This is a genomic window from Cedecea sp. P7760 (assembly GCF_013386425.1).
GTDB classification, from domain to species: domain Bacteria; phylum Pseudomonadota; class Gammaproteobacteria; order Enterobacterales; family Enterobacteriaceae; genus Cedecea; species Cedecea selenatireducens.
Map to the genome: position 1 here is coordinate 1 of NZ_JACARU010000052.1, position 16,141 is coordinate 16,141.

18 protein-coding genes are annotated in these 16,141 nt (G+C 56.1%); 9 read left to right on the forward strand and 9 right to left on the reverse strand.

All coding sequences use genetic code 11. The annotated features are described in order from the left end of the window. The first annotated feature begins 524 nt into the window (after nucleotides 1-524). The gene (locus tag HX778_RS17750; RefSeq protein ID WP_176982665.1) at nucleotides 525-2,255 is read left to right on the forward strand and encodes an ABC-F family ATP-binding cassette domain-containing protein; all 1,731 of its coding nucleotides are present in this window, start codon (nucleotides 525-527) and stop codon (nucleotides 2,253-2,255) included. 39 nt (nucleotides 2,256-2,294) lie between these two features. Here the strand turns inward: HX778_RS17750 and HX778_RS17755 are convergent, their stop codons facing one another. Further along, nucleotides 2,295-3,632: an esterase-like activity of phytase family protein gene (locus tag HX778_RS17755; protein WP_176982666.1), complete on the reverse strand. Its 1,338-nt coding sequence runs from the start codon at nucleotides 3,630-3,632 to the stop codon at nucleotides 2,295-2,297. 194 nt (nucleotides 3,633-3,826) lie between these two features. Here HX778_RS17755 and HX778_RS17760 point away from each other — a divergent pair, with 194 nt between their 5' ends. Continuing rightward, a complete protein-coding gene (locus tag HX778_RS17760; protein WP_176982667.1) occupies nucleotides 3,827-5,365 on the forward strand; it encodes a methyl-accepting chemotaxis protein in 1,539 nt (512 codons plus the stop codon). Nucleotides 5,366-5,492: 127 nt separating this feature from the next. After that, nucleotides 5,493-6,410, forward strand: coding sequence for a bestrophin family protein (locus HX778_RS17765; protein WP_176982668.1), 918 nt, complete (start codon nucleotides 5,493-5,495; stop codon nucleotides 6,408-6,410). 64 nt (nucleotides 6,411-6,474) lie between these two features. Here HX778_RS17765 and HX778_RS17770 read toward each other — a convergent pair whose 3' ends face one another. Next, nucleotides 6,475-7,155, reverse strand: a complete 681-nt coding sequence (locus HX778_RS17770; RefSeq protein ID WP_176982669.1) for a helix-turn-helix transcriptional regulator — start codon at nucleotides 7,153-7,155, stop codon at nucleotides 6,475-6,477. 75 nt (nucleotides 7,156-7,230) lie between these two features. Here HX778_RS17770 and HX778_RS17775 point away from each other — a divergent pair, with 75 nt between their 5' ends. Beyond that, nucleotides 7,231-7,590: an antibiotic biosynthesis monooxygenase gene (locus HX778_RS17775; RefSeq protein WP_176982670.1), complete on the forward strand. Its 360-nt coding sequence runs from the start codon at nucleotides 7,231-7,233 to the stop codon at nucleotides 7,588-7,590. Next, the gene (locus tag HX778_RS17780; RefSeq protein ID WP_176982671.1) at nucleotides 7,583-8,326 is read left to right on the forward strand and encodes a sulfite exporter TauE/SafE family protein; all 744 of its coding nucleotides are present in this window, start codon (nucleotides 7,583-7,585) and stop codon (nucleotides 8,324-8,326) included. Before HX778_RS17775 ends, HX778_RS17780 begins: the two co-directional genes overlap by 8 nt. On the opposite strand, the gene HX778_RS17785 is transcribed toward HX778_RS17780, so the two are convergent. Then, the gene (locus HX778_RS17785) at nucleotides 8,323-8,712 is read right to left on the reverse strand and encodes a rhodanese-like domain-containing protein (RefSeq protein ID WP_176982672.1); all 390 of its coding nucleotides are present in this window, start codon (nucleotides 8,710-8,712) and stop codon (nucleotides 8,323-8,325) included. The two genes, HX778_RS17780 and HX778_RS17785, sit on opposite strands and share 4 nt — an antisense overlap. A gap of 65 nt (nucleotides 8,713-8,777) precedes the next feature. On the opposite strand from HX778_RS17785, the gene ftrA reads away from it, so the two are divergent. The 3 genes from ftrA to HX778_RS17800 all read left to right on the forward strand — a co-directional run bounded on the left by ftrA (nucleotide 8,778) and on the right by HX778_RS17800 (nucleotide 10,553). Continuing rightward, nucleotides 8,778-9,782 (forward strand): transcriptional regulator FtrA, encoded by a 1,005-nt coding sequence (gene ftrA / locus HX778_RS17790; protein ID WP_052048938.1) that lies wholly within the window; start codon nucleotides 8,778-8,780, stop codon nucleotides 9,780-9,782. A gap of 121 nt (nucleotides 9,783-9,903) precedes the next feature. Continuing rightward, nucleotides 9,904-9,999, forward strand: coding sequence for a protein MgtS (mgtS, locus tag HX778_RS17795; protein WP_008459108.1), 96 nt, complete (start codon nucleotides 9,904-9,906; stop codon nucleotides 9,997-9,999). A 194-nt stretch (nucleotides 10,000-10,193) separates the two neighbouring features. Continuing rightward, on the forward strand, nucleotides 10,194-10,553 hold the full coding sequence (locus HX778_RS17800) for an RcnB family protein (RefSeq protein WP_038472558.1): 360 nt from the start codon (nucleotides 10,194-10,196) through the stop codon (nucleotides 10,551-10,553). Nucleotides 10,554-10,598: 45 nt separating this feature from the next. Here HX778_RS17800 and HX778_RS17805 read toward each other — a convergent pair whose 3' ends face one another. The 3 genes from HX778_RS17805 to HX778_RS17815 form a co-directional block, all read right to left on the reverse strand. After that, a complete protein-coding gene (locus tag HX778_RS17805) occupies nucleotides 10,599-10,856 on the reverse strand; it encodes a MafI family immunity protein (RefSeq protein ID WP_038472561.1) in 258 nt (85 codons plus the stop codon). Between the two features lie 147 nt (nucleotides 10,857-11,003). Next, entirely contained in the window at nucleotides 11,004-11,906 is a 903-nt protein-coding gene (locus HX778_RS17810) for an alpha/beta hydrolase (RefSeq protein WP_176982673.1), read from the reverse strand. Between the two features lie 183 nt (nucleotides 11,907-12,089). Then, on the reverse strand, nucleotides 12,090-12,380 hold the full coding sequence (locus HX778_RS17815) for a hypothetical protein (protein WP_176982674.1): 291 nt from the start codon (nucleotides 12,378-12,380) through the stop codon (nucleotides 12,090-12,092). Nucleotides 12,381-12,446: 66 nt separating this feature from the next. Here HX778_RS17815 and tam point away from each other — a divergent pair, with 66 nt between their 5' ends. Next, nucleotides 12,447-13,205 (forward strand): trans-aconitate 2-methyltransferase, encoded by a 759-nt coding sequence (gene tam / locus HX778_RS17820; RefSeq protein ID WP_176982675.1) that lies wholly within the window; start codon nucleotides 12,447-12,449, stop codon nucleotides 13,203-13,205. Here tam and HX778_RS17825 read toward each other — a convergent pair. From HX778_RS17825 to HX778_RS17835, 3 genes are all read right to left on the reverse strand, one after another. Continuing rightward, nucleotides 13,202-14,131: an AraC family transcriptional regulator gene (locus HX778_RS17825; RefSeq protein ID WP_176982676.1), complete on the reverse strand. Its 930-nt coding sequence runs from the start codon at nucleotides 14,129-14,131 to the stop codon at nucleotides 13,202-13,204. The genes tam and HX778_RS17825 overlap by 4 nt on opposite strands. 1 nt (nucleotide 14,132) lies before the next feature. Continuing rightward, nucleotides 14,133-15,551, reverse strand: a complete 1,419-nt coding sequence (locus tag HX778_RS17830) for an aldehyde dehydrogenase family protein (RefSeq protein WP_176982677.1) — start codon at nucleotides 15,549-15,551, stop codon at nucleotides 14,133-14,135. Between the two features lie 101 nt (nucleotides 15,552-15,652). Beyond that, nucleotides 15,653-16,108, reverse strand: coding sequence for a multidrug/biocide efflux PACE transporter (locus HX778_RS17835; RefSeq protein WP_176982678.1), 456 nt, complete (start codon nucleotides 16,106-16,108; stop codon nucleotides 15,653-15,655). Nucleotides 16,109-16,141 lie beyond the last annotated feature (33 nt).

A 16,141-nucleotide genomic window follows, 5' to 3' on the forward strand; every position in this document is an offset into this window, starting at 1 on the left:
GAGGGCCGGGGTGAGGGGAAGATTTGTTCCCGGCTCTCATCGACCCCGAATGTTTGGGTGATAGCCGGTGGGTTTACCGCTTCAGCGGCGATGAGCTCGCCGGGCGCCGGGGCTGTTCGGGGGATGGCGTTATCCCCCGGACACGTTCACCGGTGCAGTGGCTACATATAAATCAGCATTTGAAGTGAACGGGATATTCGCCATACCTTCGTAAACGGATCTACAGCTAGCAAGCAGGCAATCACAACAATTTCTGGCAGGTGGCAACCCGTTAACTTTCCCGCTACAATCCGCCTACCCATTCACTCAACGAATATAAGGAGGATCCCCATGATGTCTTGTGAGCGCTTTAACCGTTCGCATACTTTTGGCGATCGTCTCTGCTCAAGCGTTATCGGTTCCGTGCTGCGATAACTTCGGCTTGAGCGAAGAAACTTACTGAATCCCTTCCCTCGGGTTTACCGGGTTATCGTCAGCGTTATACGACGAGGCGTTTGCACGCCATAACTCTTGAGTAAGCACCTATGAGCACTTTATTAACCGCCCAATCTCTGCACCTCGACACCGCTTTCGGTTCGCTGCTGGAGTCCATCACTTTTACCCTGAAAAAAGGCGACCGCATTGGCCTGATTGGTCATAACGGCTGTGGCAAAAGCACCCTGCTGAAACTGCTGGACGGCACCCTTTCGCCCACCAGCGGCTCGGTTACGCGCGCGGCCACCTGCCTGATGGCAAGGGTTGAGCAGCATCTGCCGGAAAGCCTTAACGCGATGACCATGCTAGATGCGGTACTGGCGCAAATTGAGGATAACCTGCGAGATAGCGAACGCTGGCGTGCGGAAGCACTGCTGGCGAGCATGGGCTTTAGCGAAACGGACTGGCAGCTGACCTCCGGCACGCTGAGCGGCGGGCAGCATACCCGCCTGCTGCTGGCGCGAGCGCTGATAAGCGAGCCTGACCTGCTGTTACTGGATGAACCCAGCAACCACCTCGACCTGCCAACGCTGCTGTGGCTGGAGCAGTTCCTGCGCGGCTGGAGCGGCAGCTTTGTGCTGGTTTCTCATGACCGCAGCCTGCTGGATAACGTCACCAACGGCAGCTGGATTTTGCGCGATCGTTCACTGCATTTCTTTGCGCTGCCGTGTACTCAGGCACGCAGCGCGCTGGAAGAGCGCGACAGGACCGATGCCCACCGCCATCAGGCGGAGCAAAAGGAAATTGACCGCATTACCGCCAGCGCCAAACGCCTGGCCATTTGGGGCCGGGTCTACGACAACGAAGACCTTTCCCGAAAGGCCAAGCAGATGGAGAAGCGCATCGACCGGCTGAAGGACGAGCAAACCGAGCTCACGGCCGGCAGCCAGTGGCAGCTTAAGCTGAAAGGCGAAGCGCTGATTGCCGACAGGCTGCTGGAGCTGGAAGCGCTGAAGGTTCGGCCTGCGCCGGAGTGTGAGCCTCTGTTCACTCTGCCTTTGCAGAGAGTGAAAAGCGGAGACCGCGTGGCGGTGATAGGCCGTAACGGCTGCGGCAAGTCATCTCTGCTGCGCCTGCTTTGGCAGCAATATCAGCAGCCAGAACGCGAGGAAGGCATTCACCTGCATCCTCGTGTGCATCTGGGATATTACGACCAGACGCTGCATCAGCTTCACGACGGCGACTCGCTGCTGGCGGCGCTGGAGCCTTTTGCCCCGCTCAGCGAGCAGGACAGGAAAATGGCGTTAATCAGCGCCGGATTCCCGTGGCTGCGGCATCAACAAGCCGTCAGTACGCTGAGCGGCGGTGAACGTTCACGGCTATTGTTTGTGGGGCTGACGCTGGCCCGGTATTCCCTGCTGATGCTGGACGAACCGACCAACCACCTGGACATGGAAGGCAAAGAGGCGCTGGCGGAAACGTTGCAAACCTTTGAAGGCGGCGTGCTGCTGGTGACCCACGATCGTGAGCTGATAGCCAAAAGCTGTAACCGCTTCTGGCTGGTAGATAACGGCGTGTTAAGCGAATGGCACGACCTGGACGCGCTGTACGCTTTGTTGACCGCAGAGGAAGCCGGGCTACCGGCTGCCGACGCGAAGCCAAAGCCCGAGCAAACCGTAGCTCAGCCCTCGGGTGAAAGTGATGTGCTACTGGAGCGGCTTATCGATCTGGAGGAAAAGCTGGCGGAGGACACAGCCCGCAAGCAGAAGCACCAGAAACCGGCGCTGCAAAAACAGTGGCGGGCAGAGATAGAGGCGCTAAATAAACAGTTAGCGATTTAAACCTAAAGCCATCCTTCGGGATGGCTTTTTGGATAGAGATTACTTCAGGGGTTCGGGCAGCTTAATTACCCAGAAATCGTTCTGCGATTCAGGTTTTTCCAGCGGTTTCAGCTCGATTTTGGTCGCCACTTCCGTGCCGTCTTTCAACAGATGACCTTTCCCGTCAACCTGGTAGTCATCGGCGTTTTGCAGCACAGCCTGCAGGCCAAAGTCGTTGTCGTTGATCACGGCAATCGTCTGGTTATCAATCAGCGCCATACCTTCGGCTTTTTCCTGCTGCCAGCCCAGCTTGCGCAGGTCGACGACCTCTTTTTTGCTCGCCAGCTTGATGCCGCGCGCCTTCAGTTGCTCAGCATCATCAAACTCAGGGGCTTTTTCTTTATCGAACCCAGCCAGGTCGGACGCGCCGTTCAGATCGACCACATACACCAGGTTGCGCATCTGCTTGTTCTTGTCGCCGCCTTGCTCAATCAGCAACAGCCGGTGGTTATCCAGCGCCACGATGTCGCCAATTTTGGCATCTTTGGCTTTTTTATAGACGCCCACGTCTATCGGGTAGCCGTACATTTCTGTTTTACCGGTCGCCGGGTCGAGACTCACCAGGCGGGTAAACTGCGCGCTGTTTTTGGTTTTGCCGTCAATATCCAGCGTGCTTTGCACCGCTGCAATAATACGGCCATCCGGCATACGGGTTATGCCTTCGAACCCACGGTTAGGCTGGCGCCATTTGACAATATTTGGCAATCCGCCCGCCACGCCCTGTTCACCTTGCTCAGCCTGCGGACCATATTTTTTCAGGATTTTGCCGTCAGCATCCACATGGATAACGAACGGACCGTACTCGTCGCACAGCCAGTAACCGCCTTTGCCGTCCGGCGTTACGCCTTCGGTATCCAGCCCGCGCTTGTCGCTCTTCAACTGCTGGAGCGTATCGCTCAGGGCAATTTCATTGGTAGCACCAATCAACCCTTCCGGCAGCGGCAGCCCGCTAACTGGCCCTTGCTCATCATGCAGCGGCTTCGCGTCTATAGCTTCGGCCTTGCCTTTGCCAACGCGGAGGGTCATCAGCAGCGGCGTGAAATCAGGGTTTGCAAAAATCTTGGACTCTTTTTTCCCGGCTTTCGGCGAATCGGCGTTTGGCCCGCGATCCGTCACGGTGGTAAAGATCAGGTCGTCGCCCTGCTTGCCCATAAAGGTCAGGCCGGAACCTACGCCTACCGGCAATCCATGAGGGAAGTTAGCGGCGTATTCTCCTTTGTAGGCCACGCTATCCCCTTGAGGGAACGTGACAATGTAACGTTCTACCTGCGCATCCGCAGCGTGAACAGCCAGAGGGAAAACGGTACTGCAAAGTAAGGCAAGTGTTTTTAATTTCATGGTTTTTATACATATCGGTGGTTGAGGTACCGGAGTTATAAAATAGCCAGATGACAGTAAGATTACACTTTGTGCTCTATATTCGCCGTTCGGTAAATATCCCCTTCGCGCTGCCGATAACCTTACAGCCAGCAGTGTTGAACTTCTTAGCGGCTGGCTGGGATGAGAATATTTTACCGAATTAAGGATGTACTATGTCAGTCAGGCGTTTTTCGATTTTGGTTTTCAGCACGCTATTGTTTATTTTTCTCGCCAGTACGGCGTCCAACATTTGGTCCCTTACCCGCAGCAATCACGCCCTCAATGACGTAAACAGTGAAATCCGCGTCGTGCTATCCGTAATTGACCCGATTAACCACAGCCGCACGATGCGCGTTCGCGCCATGCAGGCGATTCAGGAGATGGATTCAGGCAACGCCACAGGGGCAAGCCAGAGTCTGGAAGGTGCAAAGGAAGCGCTGGGCAAAGCTGACTCAAGTTTCCAGGGTTACCAGGCGGCGGTGAAGCAGCCCGGAGAACAGGCGCTGGCGGATGAGTATAAAGCTGCCTGGCTTGCCTATCGTGACGGTGGCCTGCAGCTCCTGCTGGACGCCGCCAAAGCCAATGACAAAACCCGCAGCGCTGAACTGGTCACGACCACCATCCCTGCGCTCGATCGCGGGTTCGAAATCACGCTGGATAAGCTGCTGGCGTTCAGAGAACAGCACGCGCGTCAGCTAAATGAAGATGCGCAGGCGGGCTTCCACTCCAGCTTTGTTGCCATCGGCCTGTTTGCCGCGCTGTTTATCGCGATCCTCGCCGCCGTGTTTATTTTGCTGAAGGTTCGCGTTCTTAAAGAGCTGGATACCGCGAAGTCGCACTGCGCTGAAATCGCCAACGGCCTGCTGCATCACTCGATTGATATCAAATCCAATGATGAAATCGGCCAGATGATGCACAGCCTTGAGCAAATGCGCCTGTCGCTGACCGACATCATTGGCCAGGTGCGTGACTCCAGTACCACCGTGGCTTATGCCGCAGAAGAGATAGCGGCAGGCAATACCGACCTGTCTGCCCGCACCGAAGAACAAGCGGCCTCTCTGGGCGAAACGGCGGCCAGTATGGAACAGCTTACCGTCACGGTTAAACGGACGTCGGAAAGCTCGCATCAGGCCAATACGCTGGCTAACGGTATGCGCGCGGCGGCGAGCGAAGGTCAGCAAATCGTCGACCAGGTGATAGGCTCCATGCGCAATATCGAAACCAGTTCCGGCAAAATCGACAGCATTATCTCCATCATTGAAGACATTGCTTTCCAGACCAATATTCTTGCCCTTAATGCAGCGGTAGAAGCCGCACGAGCGGGTGAACAAGGCCGTGGTTTTGCGGTGGTCGCCTCCGAGGTGCGCAACCTTGCCCAGCGCTCTTCCGTGGCGGCAAAAGAGATTAAAGATCTGATTGAGCTGTCCGGCCAGCAGGTTATCAACGGCAGCGAGCTGGTTAACCGCGCGGGGGAAAGCATGAAGCGCATCTCATCTTCCATAACGCAAGTCACCACGCTAATGGCGGAAATTGCCGTGTCTACCGACGAGCAAAGCCGCGGCATCGAGCAAATTAACCAGGCCGTGCTGCAAATGGATGTGGTTACGCAGCAAAACGCCGCGCTGGTTGAGCAAGCTTCTGCCGCTGCGCTTTCTCTGAAGGATCAGTCTCAGCGGCTCAACGAAGCCGTCTCGGTGTTCAAACTCGCCTGATAGCCTCTTCAGGCCACCTTCTGCCGTTCTGGGGTGGCCTGTTGTTAATATTCTGTAGTGATAAATGTTGATCTGCGTCACGGTCTGCCGTTAAATACAGGCTCTTGTTACTATTCTGTTACTCATCATGATCGTTCGCCCGCATCAACACTGGTTGGCTCGCCTGTTCGTCTGGCACGGCTCGGTACTGGAAAAAATTTATTCCCGCCTGCTGCTGAATCTTGCTCTTTCGATTAGCGTTATTTTCTTTCTGCCGTGGTATGAAACCCTCGGGATAAAGCTCACCATCGCGCCGTTTAGCATCCTCGGCGTGGCCATCGCTATTTTCCTCGGGTTCCGCAACAGCGCCTGTTACGCGCGTTTTAACGAAGCGCGTTTGCTGTGGGGGCAACTGGCTATCACCTCCCGCTCTTTGCTGCGTGAGGTGAAAACGCTGACGGGCGACCAGCCTGAAGCCGTGCAGCATTTTGTGAATTTGCAGGTGGCCTTCTGCCACAGCCTGCGCATGACGTTGCGCAAAAAGCCGCAGCAGGAAACGCTTAGCCGCTACCTGCGCCCGCAAGATCTGGCCTGGGTCAGCGAAAGCCACGCCCCGTGCAACCGCATTCTGATGCTGATGGGCAGTTGGCTGAACCAGCAGCGCGAACGAGGCGTTATTTCTGACGTGCTGTGGCGCAGTCTGGACAACCACCTGAACGAACTGTCGGCGGTTTCCGGCGGCTGCGAACGTATTATTTCTACCCCGATGCCGTTCGCCTACAGCCTTATCCAGCACCGCACGGTGTATATCTTCTGCATCATGCTGCCGTTTGCCCTGGTGACCGACCTGCACTACATGACGCCGTTTGTTTCGGTGTTTGTTTCCTACACCTTTATCTCTCTCGACTCGCTCGCCGAAGAGCTGGAAGATCCGTTTGGTACCGAGGATAACGACCTGCCGCTGGATGCAATTTGCGTGGCAATTGAGCGTGATTTGCGGGATATGAACGACGAGGCGGAAAAACCCGAGGCGCTGAAGCCTAACAGGCATTATCGGTTGAGCTAGATTACCCTCACCCTAACCCTCTCCCTGGAAGGGAGAGGGAAACAACCAAGTGCCAGACAGTCTGTCAAAGCGCCACACCAAACGTTGTCGCCAGCCTGCGCTTACCGCTCGCCGACACGTGCAGCTCGCGGCTGACTAAATCCCGCCGCATCCACCCTTTCTCTTCGCAGGCGTGCAGCAACGCTTTCCCTAACTGCCCGCCCAGGTGTTCACGCCTTTCGCTCCAGTCCAGACAGCCGCAGGCATAGCGACGGCGGGACGAACCGGCCTCCGCGCTCACCCCAAGAAGCAACAGCTGCTCTTTACCGTGAGCGGTGACCGCGTACTCTTCACCTTCCAGCCAGTTAAGACGAAACAGCGCGTCGTGCAGCGCCACCGCAATTTCACCCGCCATATGGTCGTAGCAGGTTCTGGCGTAGCGAAGGTTGCTGGGCGTTTTAGTGCGTAATGCGGCGTCATCGCGGCCAACCAGCCCCATTAATCCCTCCAGCGCGCTGGCGATTTGGCTGCTATAAAGCCGATAGTAGCGGTGCCGCCCCTGCTGTACGCAGGCAATAAGCGATTGCTCCATCAGCTTTGCCAGATGGCTACTGGCGGTCGATGGCGCCACATCAGCCATAATGCTTAATTCGGTTGCGGTCCATGCCCGGCCATCCATGAGTGCACAAAGCATGCTGGCGCGGGTTTTATCTGCAATGGCGGCGGCAACGCCGGCAAGGCGGGATTCCAGAAAATGTGTTTCCATATTTCGATGCTCAGCGAAGCGTCCTGTCTGACGATGAATTAGGGTTAGCAGGAGATAACCATAAGGAGCAACCTGATGATCGCCGTAATCTTTGAAGTCCTGCCTGCAGAAGGTCACTATAGCCGCTATCTTGAGCTGGCGGCAGAGCTTAAGCCGCTGCTGGCAGAAATTGAGGGGTTTATCTCCATCGAGCGTTTTCAGAGCCTTAGCGAGCCGGGGAAAATCCTCTCGCTTTCGTTCTGGCGCGATGAGGCCGCCGTGCAGCAATGGCGCACCCAGGAACTGCATCGCAGCGTCCAGCAACAGGGCCGCAGCGCGGTCTTTACCGATTACCGGCTTAGGGTCGCATGCGTGATTCGGGATTATGGCATGTTCGACCGTGAACAAGCGCCGCAGGACAGCCGTGACGCGCACAAGGAAAACGCTGATGAGTGATATCACGCTAAGCCTGGCGATTGCCGCCACGTTTGTTCTCGCAGGAACCGTAAAGGGCGTCACCGGGATGGGTTTACCCACCGTGGCGATGGGCATTTTAGGATCGCTGATTTCCCCGGTTGCGGCGGCCGGCATGCTGCTTCTGCCCTCTTTCCTGACCAATATTTTCCAGCTCTATGAAGGCGGTAACCTGCCCACATTGCTCAAACGCCTGTGGCCGATGATGCTGACCATCGTGCTGGGTACCATCGCCAGCAGCAGCCTGTTAGCTTCGGGCAGCAGCCACGCGACCACAATTGCGCTGGGCATCGCGCTGATTATCTATGCGTTATGGACGCTTTTTGCCAGACCGCTGCACGTGCCTGCCCGCCATGAACGCTGGCTTTCACCGCTGACAGGCTTGCTCACCGGGTTGTTGACCGGCGGGACCGGCGTGTTTGTGATCCCCGCCGTGCCGTATATTCAGTCGCTTGGCCTCGAGCGCGATGAACTGGTTCAGGCGCTCGGGCTTTCCTTCACCTTTTCTACCCTGGCGCTGGCGGCCGGTCTTTGGTGGCACGGCGCGCTGCAGGAAATCGCTATCAGCACGTCAGTCATGGCGGTGGTCGCCGCGCTTATCGGCCTGTTTGCAGGCCAGCGTATCCGCAAATGCATCAGCCCATTAGCCTTCAAACGCGGCTTCCTGGTTTGCCTGGTTCTGCTCGGCGGCGATATGGTTATCCGGGCGCTGATTTAGCCGAACGCCAGGCCTTCATCTGCCCAGCCGGTAATGCCACCGGGCATAACCTTCACTAACCTGCCGAGCTGCGCAAGTTTCAATGCTGCGCGGTCGGCACCGTTGCAGTGTGGCCCTGCGCAGTACACCACAAACAGCGTGTCTGCGGGCCATTCGGCCATGCGGGCTTCGGTGATAATCCGGTGCGGTAAATGAATAGCGCCCGGCAGGTGCCGACGAGCAAATGCCTCGTCAGACCCCACCACGTGCAGCAGGACAAAGTCGATATCACCGCTGTGAATCGCCGCGTTGACGTCTGCACAGTCGGTTTCAAGCGACAGTTTTTGCAGGTAATGCGCCGCGACGATTTCTGGGGTAGCAGCCTGGTAATCAGTGACATAGCTCATACGCTTCTCCTTTTGGTTTGAGCTTTGATTCTGAAGCAGCCGAGGCGGCTTGACAGCTGGCACAAATGACGATTAGCGTAAAGATTATGACAAAATTATCCGTTACCTCTGATTCTCCGCTCGTTGTGGCACTCGCCTACGACGGCCTTTGTACGTTTGAATTCGGCGTGGCCGTCGAGGTTTTTGGCCTGCCGCGCCCGGAGATGGGCGAAAATTGGTACCGGTTTGCCGTGGCCGGTATCGAGTCCGGCGAGCTTCGGGCGATGGGCGGTATTCGGCTGGCCGTTGACGGCGGGCTGGATTTGCTGGCTGAAGCCAGCCTGATTGTCATCCCCGGCTGGCGCGGTATTGATGCACCTGTCCCGGAGGCGCTGATCGAAGCCCTGAGGGCAGCGCACATGCGCGGTGCCCGCATTATGTCCATCTGTTCTGGCGTATTTGTTCTGGCCGCGGCTGGCTTGCTTAATGGCAAACGGGCAACCACCCACTGGCGCTACACGGCTGCGCTGCAGGCGCGTTATCCGGACATCGACGTTATTCCGGACGTGCTTTACCTCGACAACGGTGACGTTTTAACCTCTGCAGGCAGCGCCGCGGGCATCGACCTCTGCCTGCATCTGGTGCGCCGTGATTTCGGCGCAGCGGCAGCGAACAGCGTTGCGCGCCGATTGGTCGTACAGCCGCATCGCGACGGCGGGCAGGCTCAGTTTATTGAACAGGCCGTCCCCGTAGAATACGAAGGCGAACGATTTGCGCCGCTGTTTGATTATCTTCAGCGCACGCTTAGCGGCCAGCATTCCGTGGCAAGCCTCGCCGCTTTTGTCGGCATGAGCCCGAGGACTTTTTTACGCCGCTTTGAGGCCGCAACGGGCGTTACGCCTGCCCGCTGGCTGCTACAAACGCGCCTCAAGCGCTGCCGGGAACTGCTGGAAAACAGCGCGTTGTCGGTAGAGCTTATTGCCGAACAAACGGGATTTGGTTCAGCGGCAACGCTGCGGCATCACTTTCGGAAACACCTGCGTACTTCTCCCGGCGCTTATCGAAATTCATTTACTTCACAAAACGAATAATTTACCTGCGGTTAGTCATTGTTTAAGTTGTGTACGGTATGATGGCGTCACTCATCTGAGTAAACCCTTTTTTATCACGCGAGGTATTTCTATAGAAATGCAGTAATCTGGAGGATTAACTATGTTAGGGAACATGAACGTATTTATGGCAGTACTCGGATTCATCTTGTTTTCCGGTTTTCTTGCCGCCTGGTTTAGCCACAAATGGGATGACTAATGAACGGTGACCTTCCCCCACCTACCACGCCTCTCGCGAAATACACTTTCCGGGAGGCGTTTTCTTTTCTGCCGCCGGTTACGGTGGAGGATTTGCTAACAAAAAAATACAGCGCGAAATGAGTAAATCGGCACAATTTGTTGTCTTCCTATTCGGGACCAACAAAAGCAGACTGGATTCACTCTGGAGAATTTATGCGCAAGTCAACAAAAGTAGCGGTATTAATGGCGGTATGGCTCGCGGGCGCGCTGCCCTCTCTGGCCTTTGCCTATTCAGGGGATAAGCAGCTGAAAGCGACTGCGCCCGGCACGTCTACGCAGTCCTATGAACTAAAAGAATTCTCCTCAGATTTCAAAATGTACAAAATCGGCGACATCGCGCCGGACATCTACCGCACGGAACCCTATAACATCAAAAGCTGGCAGCTTCGCCATCTTCCTGCGCCACAGGCCGGCAGCCACTGGACCTATATGGGCGGCAATTACGTATTAATTACCGACGCCGAAGGAAAAATTCTTCAGGCACTGGCCGGCGATATATTTTATCAGCACTAAGGATAATCCAACCCTGAGGCTGGATTTCCTTAAGACCTTCAGGGTTTAATTTAATAAGTTTCTCAGGGGATCGATTTCGGCATAGTGATTATCGATCTCCAGTTGCCCTGCAATATCCAATACCTGCCTGTACTCTTCAGGGCTAATGCGCACCTGATAATTTGCGATATGTCCACACAGCGTTTCAAAAGCCAGTACGTTCTCTGAAAAGTCGATATATTCCAGCGCGAAGTCAATAAGCGATGAATCGAGCCGGTTTTTAAGAGCCTCACCAAAGGTTTTAATTTTTTCGTTGATATCCATGTTGACCACGTAAAGTTAATTGTTATTTGCGTGCCATCATTGCGTATAGAGTCGGCATCCTGCCGAAATACATCCCTTTGGATATCGGATTGCGAGGAAATTTCTTGAGGGGTAAGCGTAATAGTTATTTTAAATGGCTACCTGGCGCTAACTTTTTGCCAGCCATTTCGCGTAATGCTCGGGCCATTTCACCGTGGGTGTCCCCGGTTTACCCATGCCGAAACCGTGGCCGCCGCTGCTGTAGCGGTGCATTTCTACCGGAACATGCTGCTGTTCGCAGGCTGCCGCCATAATCAGCGTGTTTTGAGGGTCAGAAACCGGATCGTCTTCCGCCTGAACCAGGAAGAACGGCGGCGAATGCGGCGTGAGGTAATTCTGCACCGACCATGCGGCGTTTTCGGCAGACGAAGCGTCTTTGCCGACAAGAATCTTATGGGTGGAGGTATGCTCGTAAGGTTTTTCCAGCGTAATGACCGGATAAATTAGCGCGGCGCGGTCAGCGAATGCCGGTTTGTCGTCTAAACGATCCTGCTTTGGATAGGAACGATAGTCGGTACGCGTGGCGGCCAGGCCAAGCAGATGCCCCCCGGCGGAAAACCCCAGCACGCTGACGTTGTTTGCTCGTTCACGAACAAGTCTCAACGCGCGTTGCGCATCCTGGAATGCAACCAGATTACCGTCAACCCATCCTTCCGACGGCAAACGGTAACTCAGCACATACGCGGTATAACCTCTCTCCACCAGCCATTCTGCCGCCGGCCACGCCTCTGACCCCATTTCAATGCGCTTATAGCCGCCGCCCGCGGCCACCAGCACGGCGTGGCCATTAGGTGACTCGGGTTCAATCACGGTCAGAATGGGAAACGCAATATTGCTTTGCGCCCCTCGGGCCGAGGTCTGAATACTCCCGGCTGGCCCACCGCCGCCGGGAGGCGTGCCTTTCCACAGCGGAATAACCGAACGCTTAACGCCTGCGGAAGCAAAAGAAACGCCCGCCTTCGCGGCAAGTAGCCCGGCGGTAACACAGGTAATAAAATGGCGACGATCCATAGTAAACTCCTGACAGCACAGGCTAATCAATATGCCAAAAGAGTGTGTCTAAACTAGTCGTCCAGCTCACCCAGAGCGTAACTAACCGTTTCGCTTCTGATAATTATGGAGAGAAATAGCGGAGTGGGAAGATTGAAGCAGCGTCGTGAAAAAATTACCCGGCCTGGTGCCGGGTAACTGATGTTATTTACGCCGCGCTCTGACCTGTGAAAAACCGTGCTCAAACACGCTATCTGCGGCACAGATAATGACGATAACGTCGCCCCCGGACGCTTCCTCCAGCAAACGCGCCAGCTCCGAGTCCAGCTCTCGGTTCATCTTCGGCATCGCAAGGTGCATTTCACCCGGATAATCCTCGTCTTCGTCAGGCGGCATATCTTCAATGCGGCTACCTTTAACCACGTAAATCAGCAGGTCATTGTCATTATGGGTGAGCTCTAGTCTCAAATATTTGCCAACCGGATGTTTAGCCATGCGTTACCTTCAATAGCGTATAAAATAATTTGTCGGCAATGTTAGCAAAGCAACGAGGATAAAACGATGCAGGACTGGAACCCCGCTCTCTATTTGCAGTTTGAAGCTGAACGTACCCGCCCGGCCGCCGAATTGGTTGCCCGAATCAACCACCCCGGCGCAACGACCTTTACCGATTTAGGCTGCGGCCCCGGCAACTCCACGGCCCTGCTGCGTAATCTGGCGCCGAAAGCCACCATTACCGGGCTTGATAATTCTCCTGCTATGCTGCAAAAAGCCAGCACCGCGCTACCCGACTGCCGTTTTGAAGAGGCGGATATCGCCACATGGCAACCCGAGGTCAGGCAGGACGTGATTTTTGCTAACGCTTCCCTGCAGTGGATTGCTAACCATAAGCAGGTCTTCCCGCATCTCGCCGCGCAGCTGGCCGATGGCGGCGTGCTCGCGGTGCAAATGCCCGACAACTGGCAGGAACCCACGCATACTTTGATGCGCCAGGTTGCAGACGAACTGGGGATCTCGCGCTCAAGCCGCGAAGCCTTGTTGACGGCCCAGGAGTATTACGATCTGCTGGCCGAAAGCGGCTGTACGGTCGATATCTGGCGCACAACCTATTTCCACGTCATGCCGTCTGCCCGCGCGATTATCGAATGGCTAAGCTCAACCGGCCTTCGTCCTTACCTGAACGGGCTCGACACAGTTCAGCATGAGGCGTTTATTGAGCGCTATCACCAGCTGCTGCAACGCGCCTACCGCAAGCAGCATGACGGTAACGTATTGATGCCGTTCCCACGCCTGTTTATCGTGGCGCGGAAAACGGCCTAAAGCGAAGTGCCCTGCTGGCGCAGGGCGTCAATGTCCTGCAGCGGAGAAGCACCAAACGCGCGGCGGTACTCCCGATTAAACTGGGAGGGGGAATCATAGCCCACCTTCCAGGCAACGCTTGCCACATCCCCTTCACGGCTTAATAAGCGACGGCGTGCCTCCAGCAGGCGAATTTGTTTTTGGTACTGCAGCGGGCTCATGATAGTCAGGGCTTTAAAGCGGTGATGCAGGCTGGATGCGCTCATGCCAACTCGTTTTGCCAGCTCGTCGATGACCAGCGGCTCGGCGTAGTTTTCTTTTATCCAACTGATGGCTTCCCCCACGCCTTTGCCCTGCGCCCAGCCTAATGCCTGTTTCCAGAAAGATACCCCGGCGGGGGCAATAACCAGCCGGTAGAGAATTTCTTGTTTGATCAGCGGCGCGAGGGCATGCAGATGCTGCGGGCTGTCCAGCAGCGTGACCAGGCGCAGGAACGCGGCCTGGAGTTCTTCTTCGGCGGCGGCCACCCAGGCCCCGGTTTTCTCGCCGTTGCCGTCCGGCAGCACGACGTTCATGTTCACTACCAGGTCGGCTATTTCTTTGCCGTCGAGATCGATGCGCACCCCGTAGTAAGGTTGTTCTTCGCAGGCCTGAGTAACCTGGCCGGAAACGGGCATATCCACGGCCGCCAGCGAATAGCTGCCCGGTCCGTATTCCGTGACATTGTCACCTATCAGCATCTTTTTGCTGCCCTGCAGCACCATGCACATCGACGGTGAAAGTATGCCCCGGTTCAGCAGCGTCGGCTGGTCTATGCGGATAAAGCTGAGCCACGGCAAAGCGCAGCTGAGCTCTTTCACGCCGCTGCCGCCCGCCGTGTAGCGACGGGCCACGCGCTGGCACAGCTCTTCGATAATGCGGCCCGCAGGCCGCTCAGGTGGTTGCATATTACAGTCCCATAATGGCTTTGGGTTCAAGATACGCTTCCAGCCCGTAGGTGCCAAATTCACGGCCAAGACCGGACTGTTTAAAACCGCCAAACGGCGCGAGCGGCTCATCGTAAACGCCGTTCACAAACACGCGCCCGGCAATAAGCTGACGGGCAACGGCGGCGGTTCGCTCGGCGTTTTTACCGCTGACGTAGGCCTGTAGCCCGTAAACCGTATCGTTGGCAATCTGGACCGCTTCGGCATCATCGCGGTAGGTAATCACCGACAGCACCGGGCCAAAGATTTCCTGCTGGGCGATGGTCATCTCATTGCGAACGTTAACAAACACCGTCGGTTTAACAAAGTAGCCGCTTTCAAGCCCTTCAGGACGCCCTTCACCACCGCACAGCAGCTCCGCGCCTTCGGCAACCCCGGTACGAATATAATCCTGCACTCGCTCGTACTGACGCGCTGTCACAGCCGCCCCAATCGTCGTTTTTGCGTCTCGCGGGTTGCCCGGGACCAGAATAGCCAGGTGTTTAAGGATCTGCGCTTTCACGGCCTCCAGCTTGTCTGCCTGCACTAACAGGCGCGTACCGGCTATACAAGCCTGGCCGCTGTTCCAGCTCATCACCTGCAGCGCCAGCGGAATGGCGGTCTCGAGATCGACATCATCGAGCAGCACGTTGGCAGACTTGCCGCCAAGTTCAAGGGTTACGCGCTTCATGGTTGCCGCCCCGTCGCGAGCGATAGTTTTGCCCACCGCCGTTGAGCCTGTGAAAGAGATTTTAGCCACGTCCGGGTGGCGGGTGATTTCTGCCCCAACTACGTTACCGAGGCCGGTGACAATGTTAATAACCCCGTTTGGCAGACCGGCATCGTGCAGGCATTCGGTAATGATAGCCGTCTGGCGCGCACTCAGTTCGCTTGGTTTGATAACTGCGGTACTGCCGGAGGCAATCACCATCGACAGCTTACCGGCGATGAAGCCATAGTTGGCGTTCCACGGCGTAATCAGGCCGACCACGCCCAGCGGCTCCATGACCACTTTCGCCATCCCCACCTGGGTTTCAAACGAGTAGTCCTTTAGCAGATCGATCGCCTGCAGGAAGCTGTTGTAGGCGCGAGTCACGGTGCTCCGGGCAAAAGCCAGCGGGCAGCCGTATTCGTCCACCATGGTTTCAACCAGCTCTTCTTCGCGTGCTTTGACGGCATCGTGCAGGTGTTGTAGCCAGAGAATCCTTTGCTCGCGGCTGGAAAGACGCATTTGCGGGAAAGCCGTTTTGGCGGCGGCAATGGCGAGGCGGGTGTCTTCTTCGTCCGCCAGGCGAACCTGTGCGACGGGCTGCTCGCTGATCGGATGAATTAAGGTCAGCACCTCGGTGCCGTGCGGCGTGACGTGCTGACCGTTAATATAAAGCGTGTCGAGGGTTTTCATTTTTTGCGCTCCAGGGGGTTGTGTCTGACGCTTAAAGTGTCGGCGAACACGCCCGGTTTCCTGTAGCGCAATCCTGTTTGATGCTTGCACAATCCTGCAAATCAGGACTGTTTTTTCATCTCTCTGCTGGTTGCGCTTTGAAAGCGTTTGGCGCGCAGCCAGTCGTAGCACCAGTTATAAACCACGGTGTACGGCAGGAAGAACAGGAAGAAGCCAATCTCTACCATCAGCGCCTGCAGCAGCGTGACGTTCAGCATCCACGCAGCGAGCGGCAGGCCAATCAGAATAAAGCCGCCTTCGAAGCCCAGCGCGTGAGCCATACGCAGCGGCATCGTGCGCTTGCGTGACGGCGGGTAAAATTTATCAAACCCGGTGTTATAAATAATGTTCCAGACCATCGCGACGGTGGACAGCATGATGGCCAGAGCGCCCATCTGGAACAGCGGTTTGTTCATCAGCCAGGCGGCGGTTGGCGCACAGATACCAATGGCGATGACTTCGAAGCCGACGGCATGCACGATGCGCTCAGACAGGCTTCTGTTGTTTTGCGATTTCATTTTGATGACTCCTTTTTCACAAGGTCGCCATTA

Bases quoted from the DNA above. Each gene is read 5' to 3' on its own strand.
- HX778_RS17750 (WP_176982665.1), top strand. From the start codon at position 525: ATGAGCACTTTATTAACCGCCCAATCTCTGCACCTCGACACCGCTTTC.
- HX778_RS17755 (WP_176982666.1), bottom strand. From the start codon at position 3,632: ATGAAATTAAAAACACTTGCCTTACTTTGCAGTACCGTTTTCCCTCTG.
- HX778_RS17760 (WP_176982667.1), top strand. From the start codon at position 3,827: ATGTCAGTCAGGCGTTTTTCGATTTTGGTTTTCAGCACGCTATTGTTT.
- HX778_RS17765 (WP_176982668.1), top strand. From the start codon at position 5,493: ATGATCGTTCGCCCGCATCAACACTGGTTGGCTCGCCTGTTCGTCTGG.
- HX778_RS17770 (WP_176982669.1), bottom strand. From the start codon at position 7,155: ATGGAAACACATTTTCTGGAATCCCGCCTTGCCGGCGTTGCCGCCGCC.
- HX778_RS17775 (WP_176982670.1), top strand. From the start codon at position 7,231: ATGATCGCCGTAATCTTTGAAGTCCTGCCTGCAGAAGGTCACTATAGC.
- HX778_RS17780 (WP_176982671.1), top strand. From the start codon at position 7,583: ATGAGTGATATCACGCTAAGCCTGGCGATTGCCGCCACGTTTGTTCTC.
- HX778_RS17785 (WP_176982672.1), bottom strand. From the start codon at position 8,712: ATGAGCTATGTCACTGATTACCAGGCTGCTACCCCAGAAATCGTCGCG.
- ftrA (WP_052048938.1), top strand. From the start codon at position 8,778: ATGACGATTAGCGTAAAGATTATGACAAAATTATCCGTTACCTCTGAT.
- mgtS (WP_008459108.1), top strand. From the start codon at position 9,904: ATGTTAGGGAACATGAACGTATTTATGGCAGTACTCGGATTCATCTTG.
- HX778_RS17800 (WP_038472558.1), top strand. From the start codon at position 10,194: ATGCGCAAGTCAACAAAAGTAGCGGTATTAATGGCGGTATGGCTCGCG.
- HX778_RS17805 (WP_038472561.1), bottom strand. From the start codon at position 10,856: ATGGATATCAACGAAAAAATTAAAACCTTTGGTGAGGCTCTTAAAAAC.
- HX778_RS17810 (WP_176982673.1), bottom strand. From the start codon at position 11,906: ATGGATCGTCGCCATTTTATTACCTGTGTTACCGCCGGGCTACTTGCC.
- HX778_RS17815 (WP_176982674.1), bottom strand. From the start codon at position 12,380: ATGGCTAAACATCCGGTTGGCAAATATTTGAGACTAGAGCTCACCCAT.
- tam (WP_176982675.1), top strand. From the start codon at position 12,447: ATGCAGGACTGGAACCCCGCTCTCTATTTGCAGTTTGAAGCTGAACGT.
- HX778_RS17825 (WP_176982676.1), bottom strand. From the start codon at position 14,131: ATGCAACCACCTGAGCGGCCTGCGGGCCGCATTATCGAAGAGCTGTGC.
- HX778_RS17830 (WP_176982677.1), bottom strand. From the start codon at position 15,551: ATGAAAACCCTCGACACGCTTTATATTAACGGTCAGCACGTCACGCCG.
- HX778_RS17835 (WP_176982678.1), bottom strand. From the start codon at position 16,108: ATGAAATCGCAAAACAACAGAAGCCTGTCTGAGCGCATCGTGCATGCC.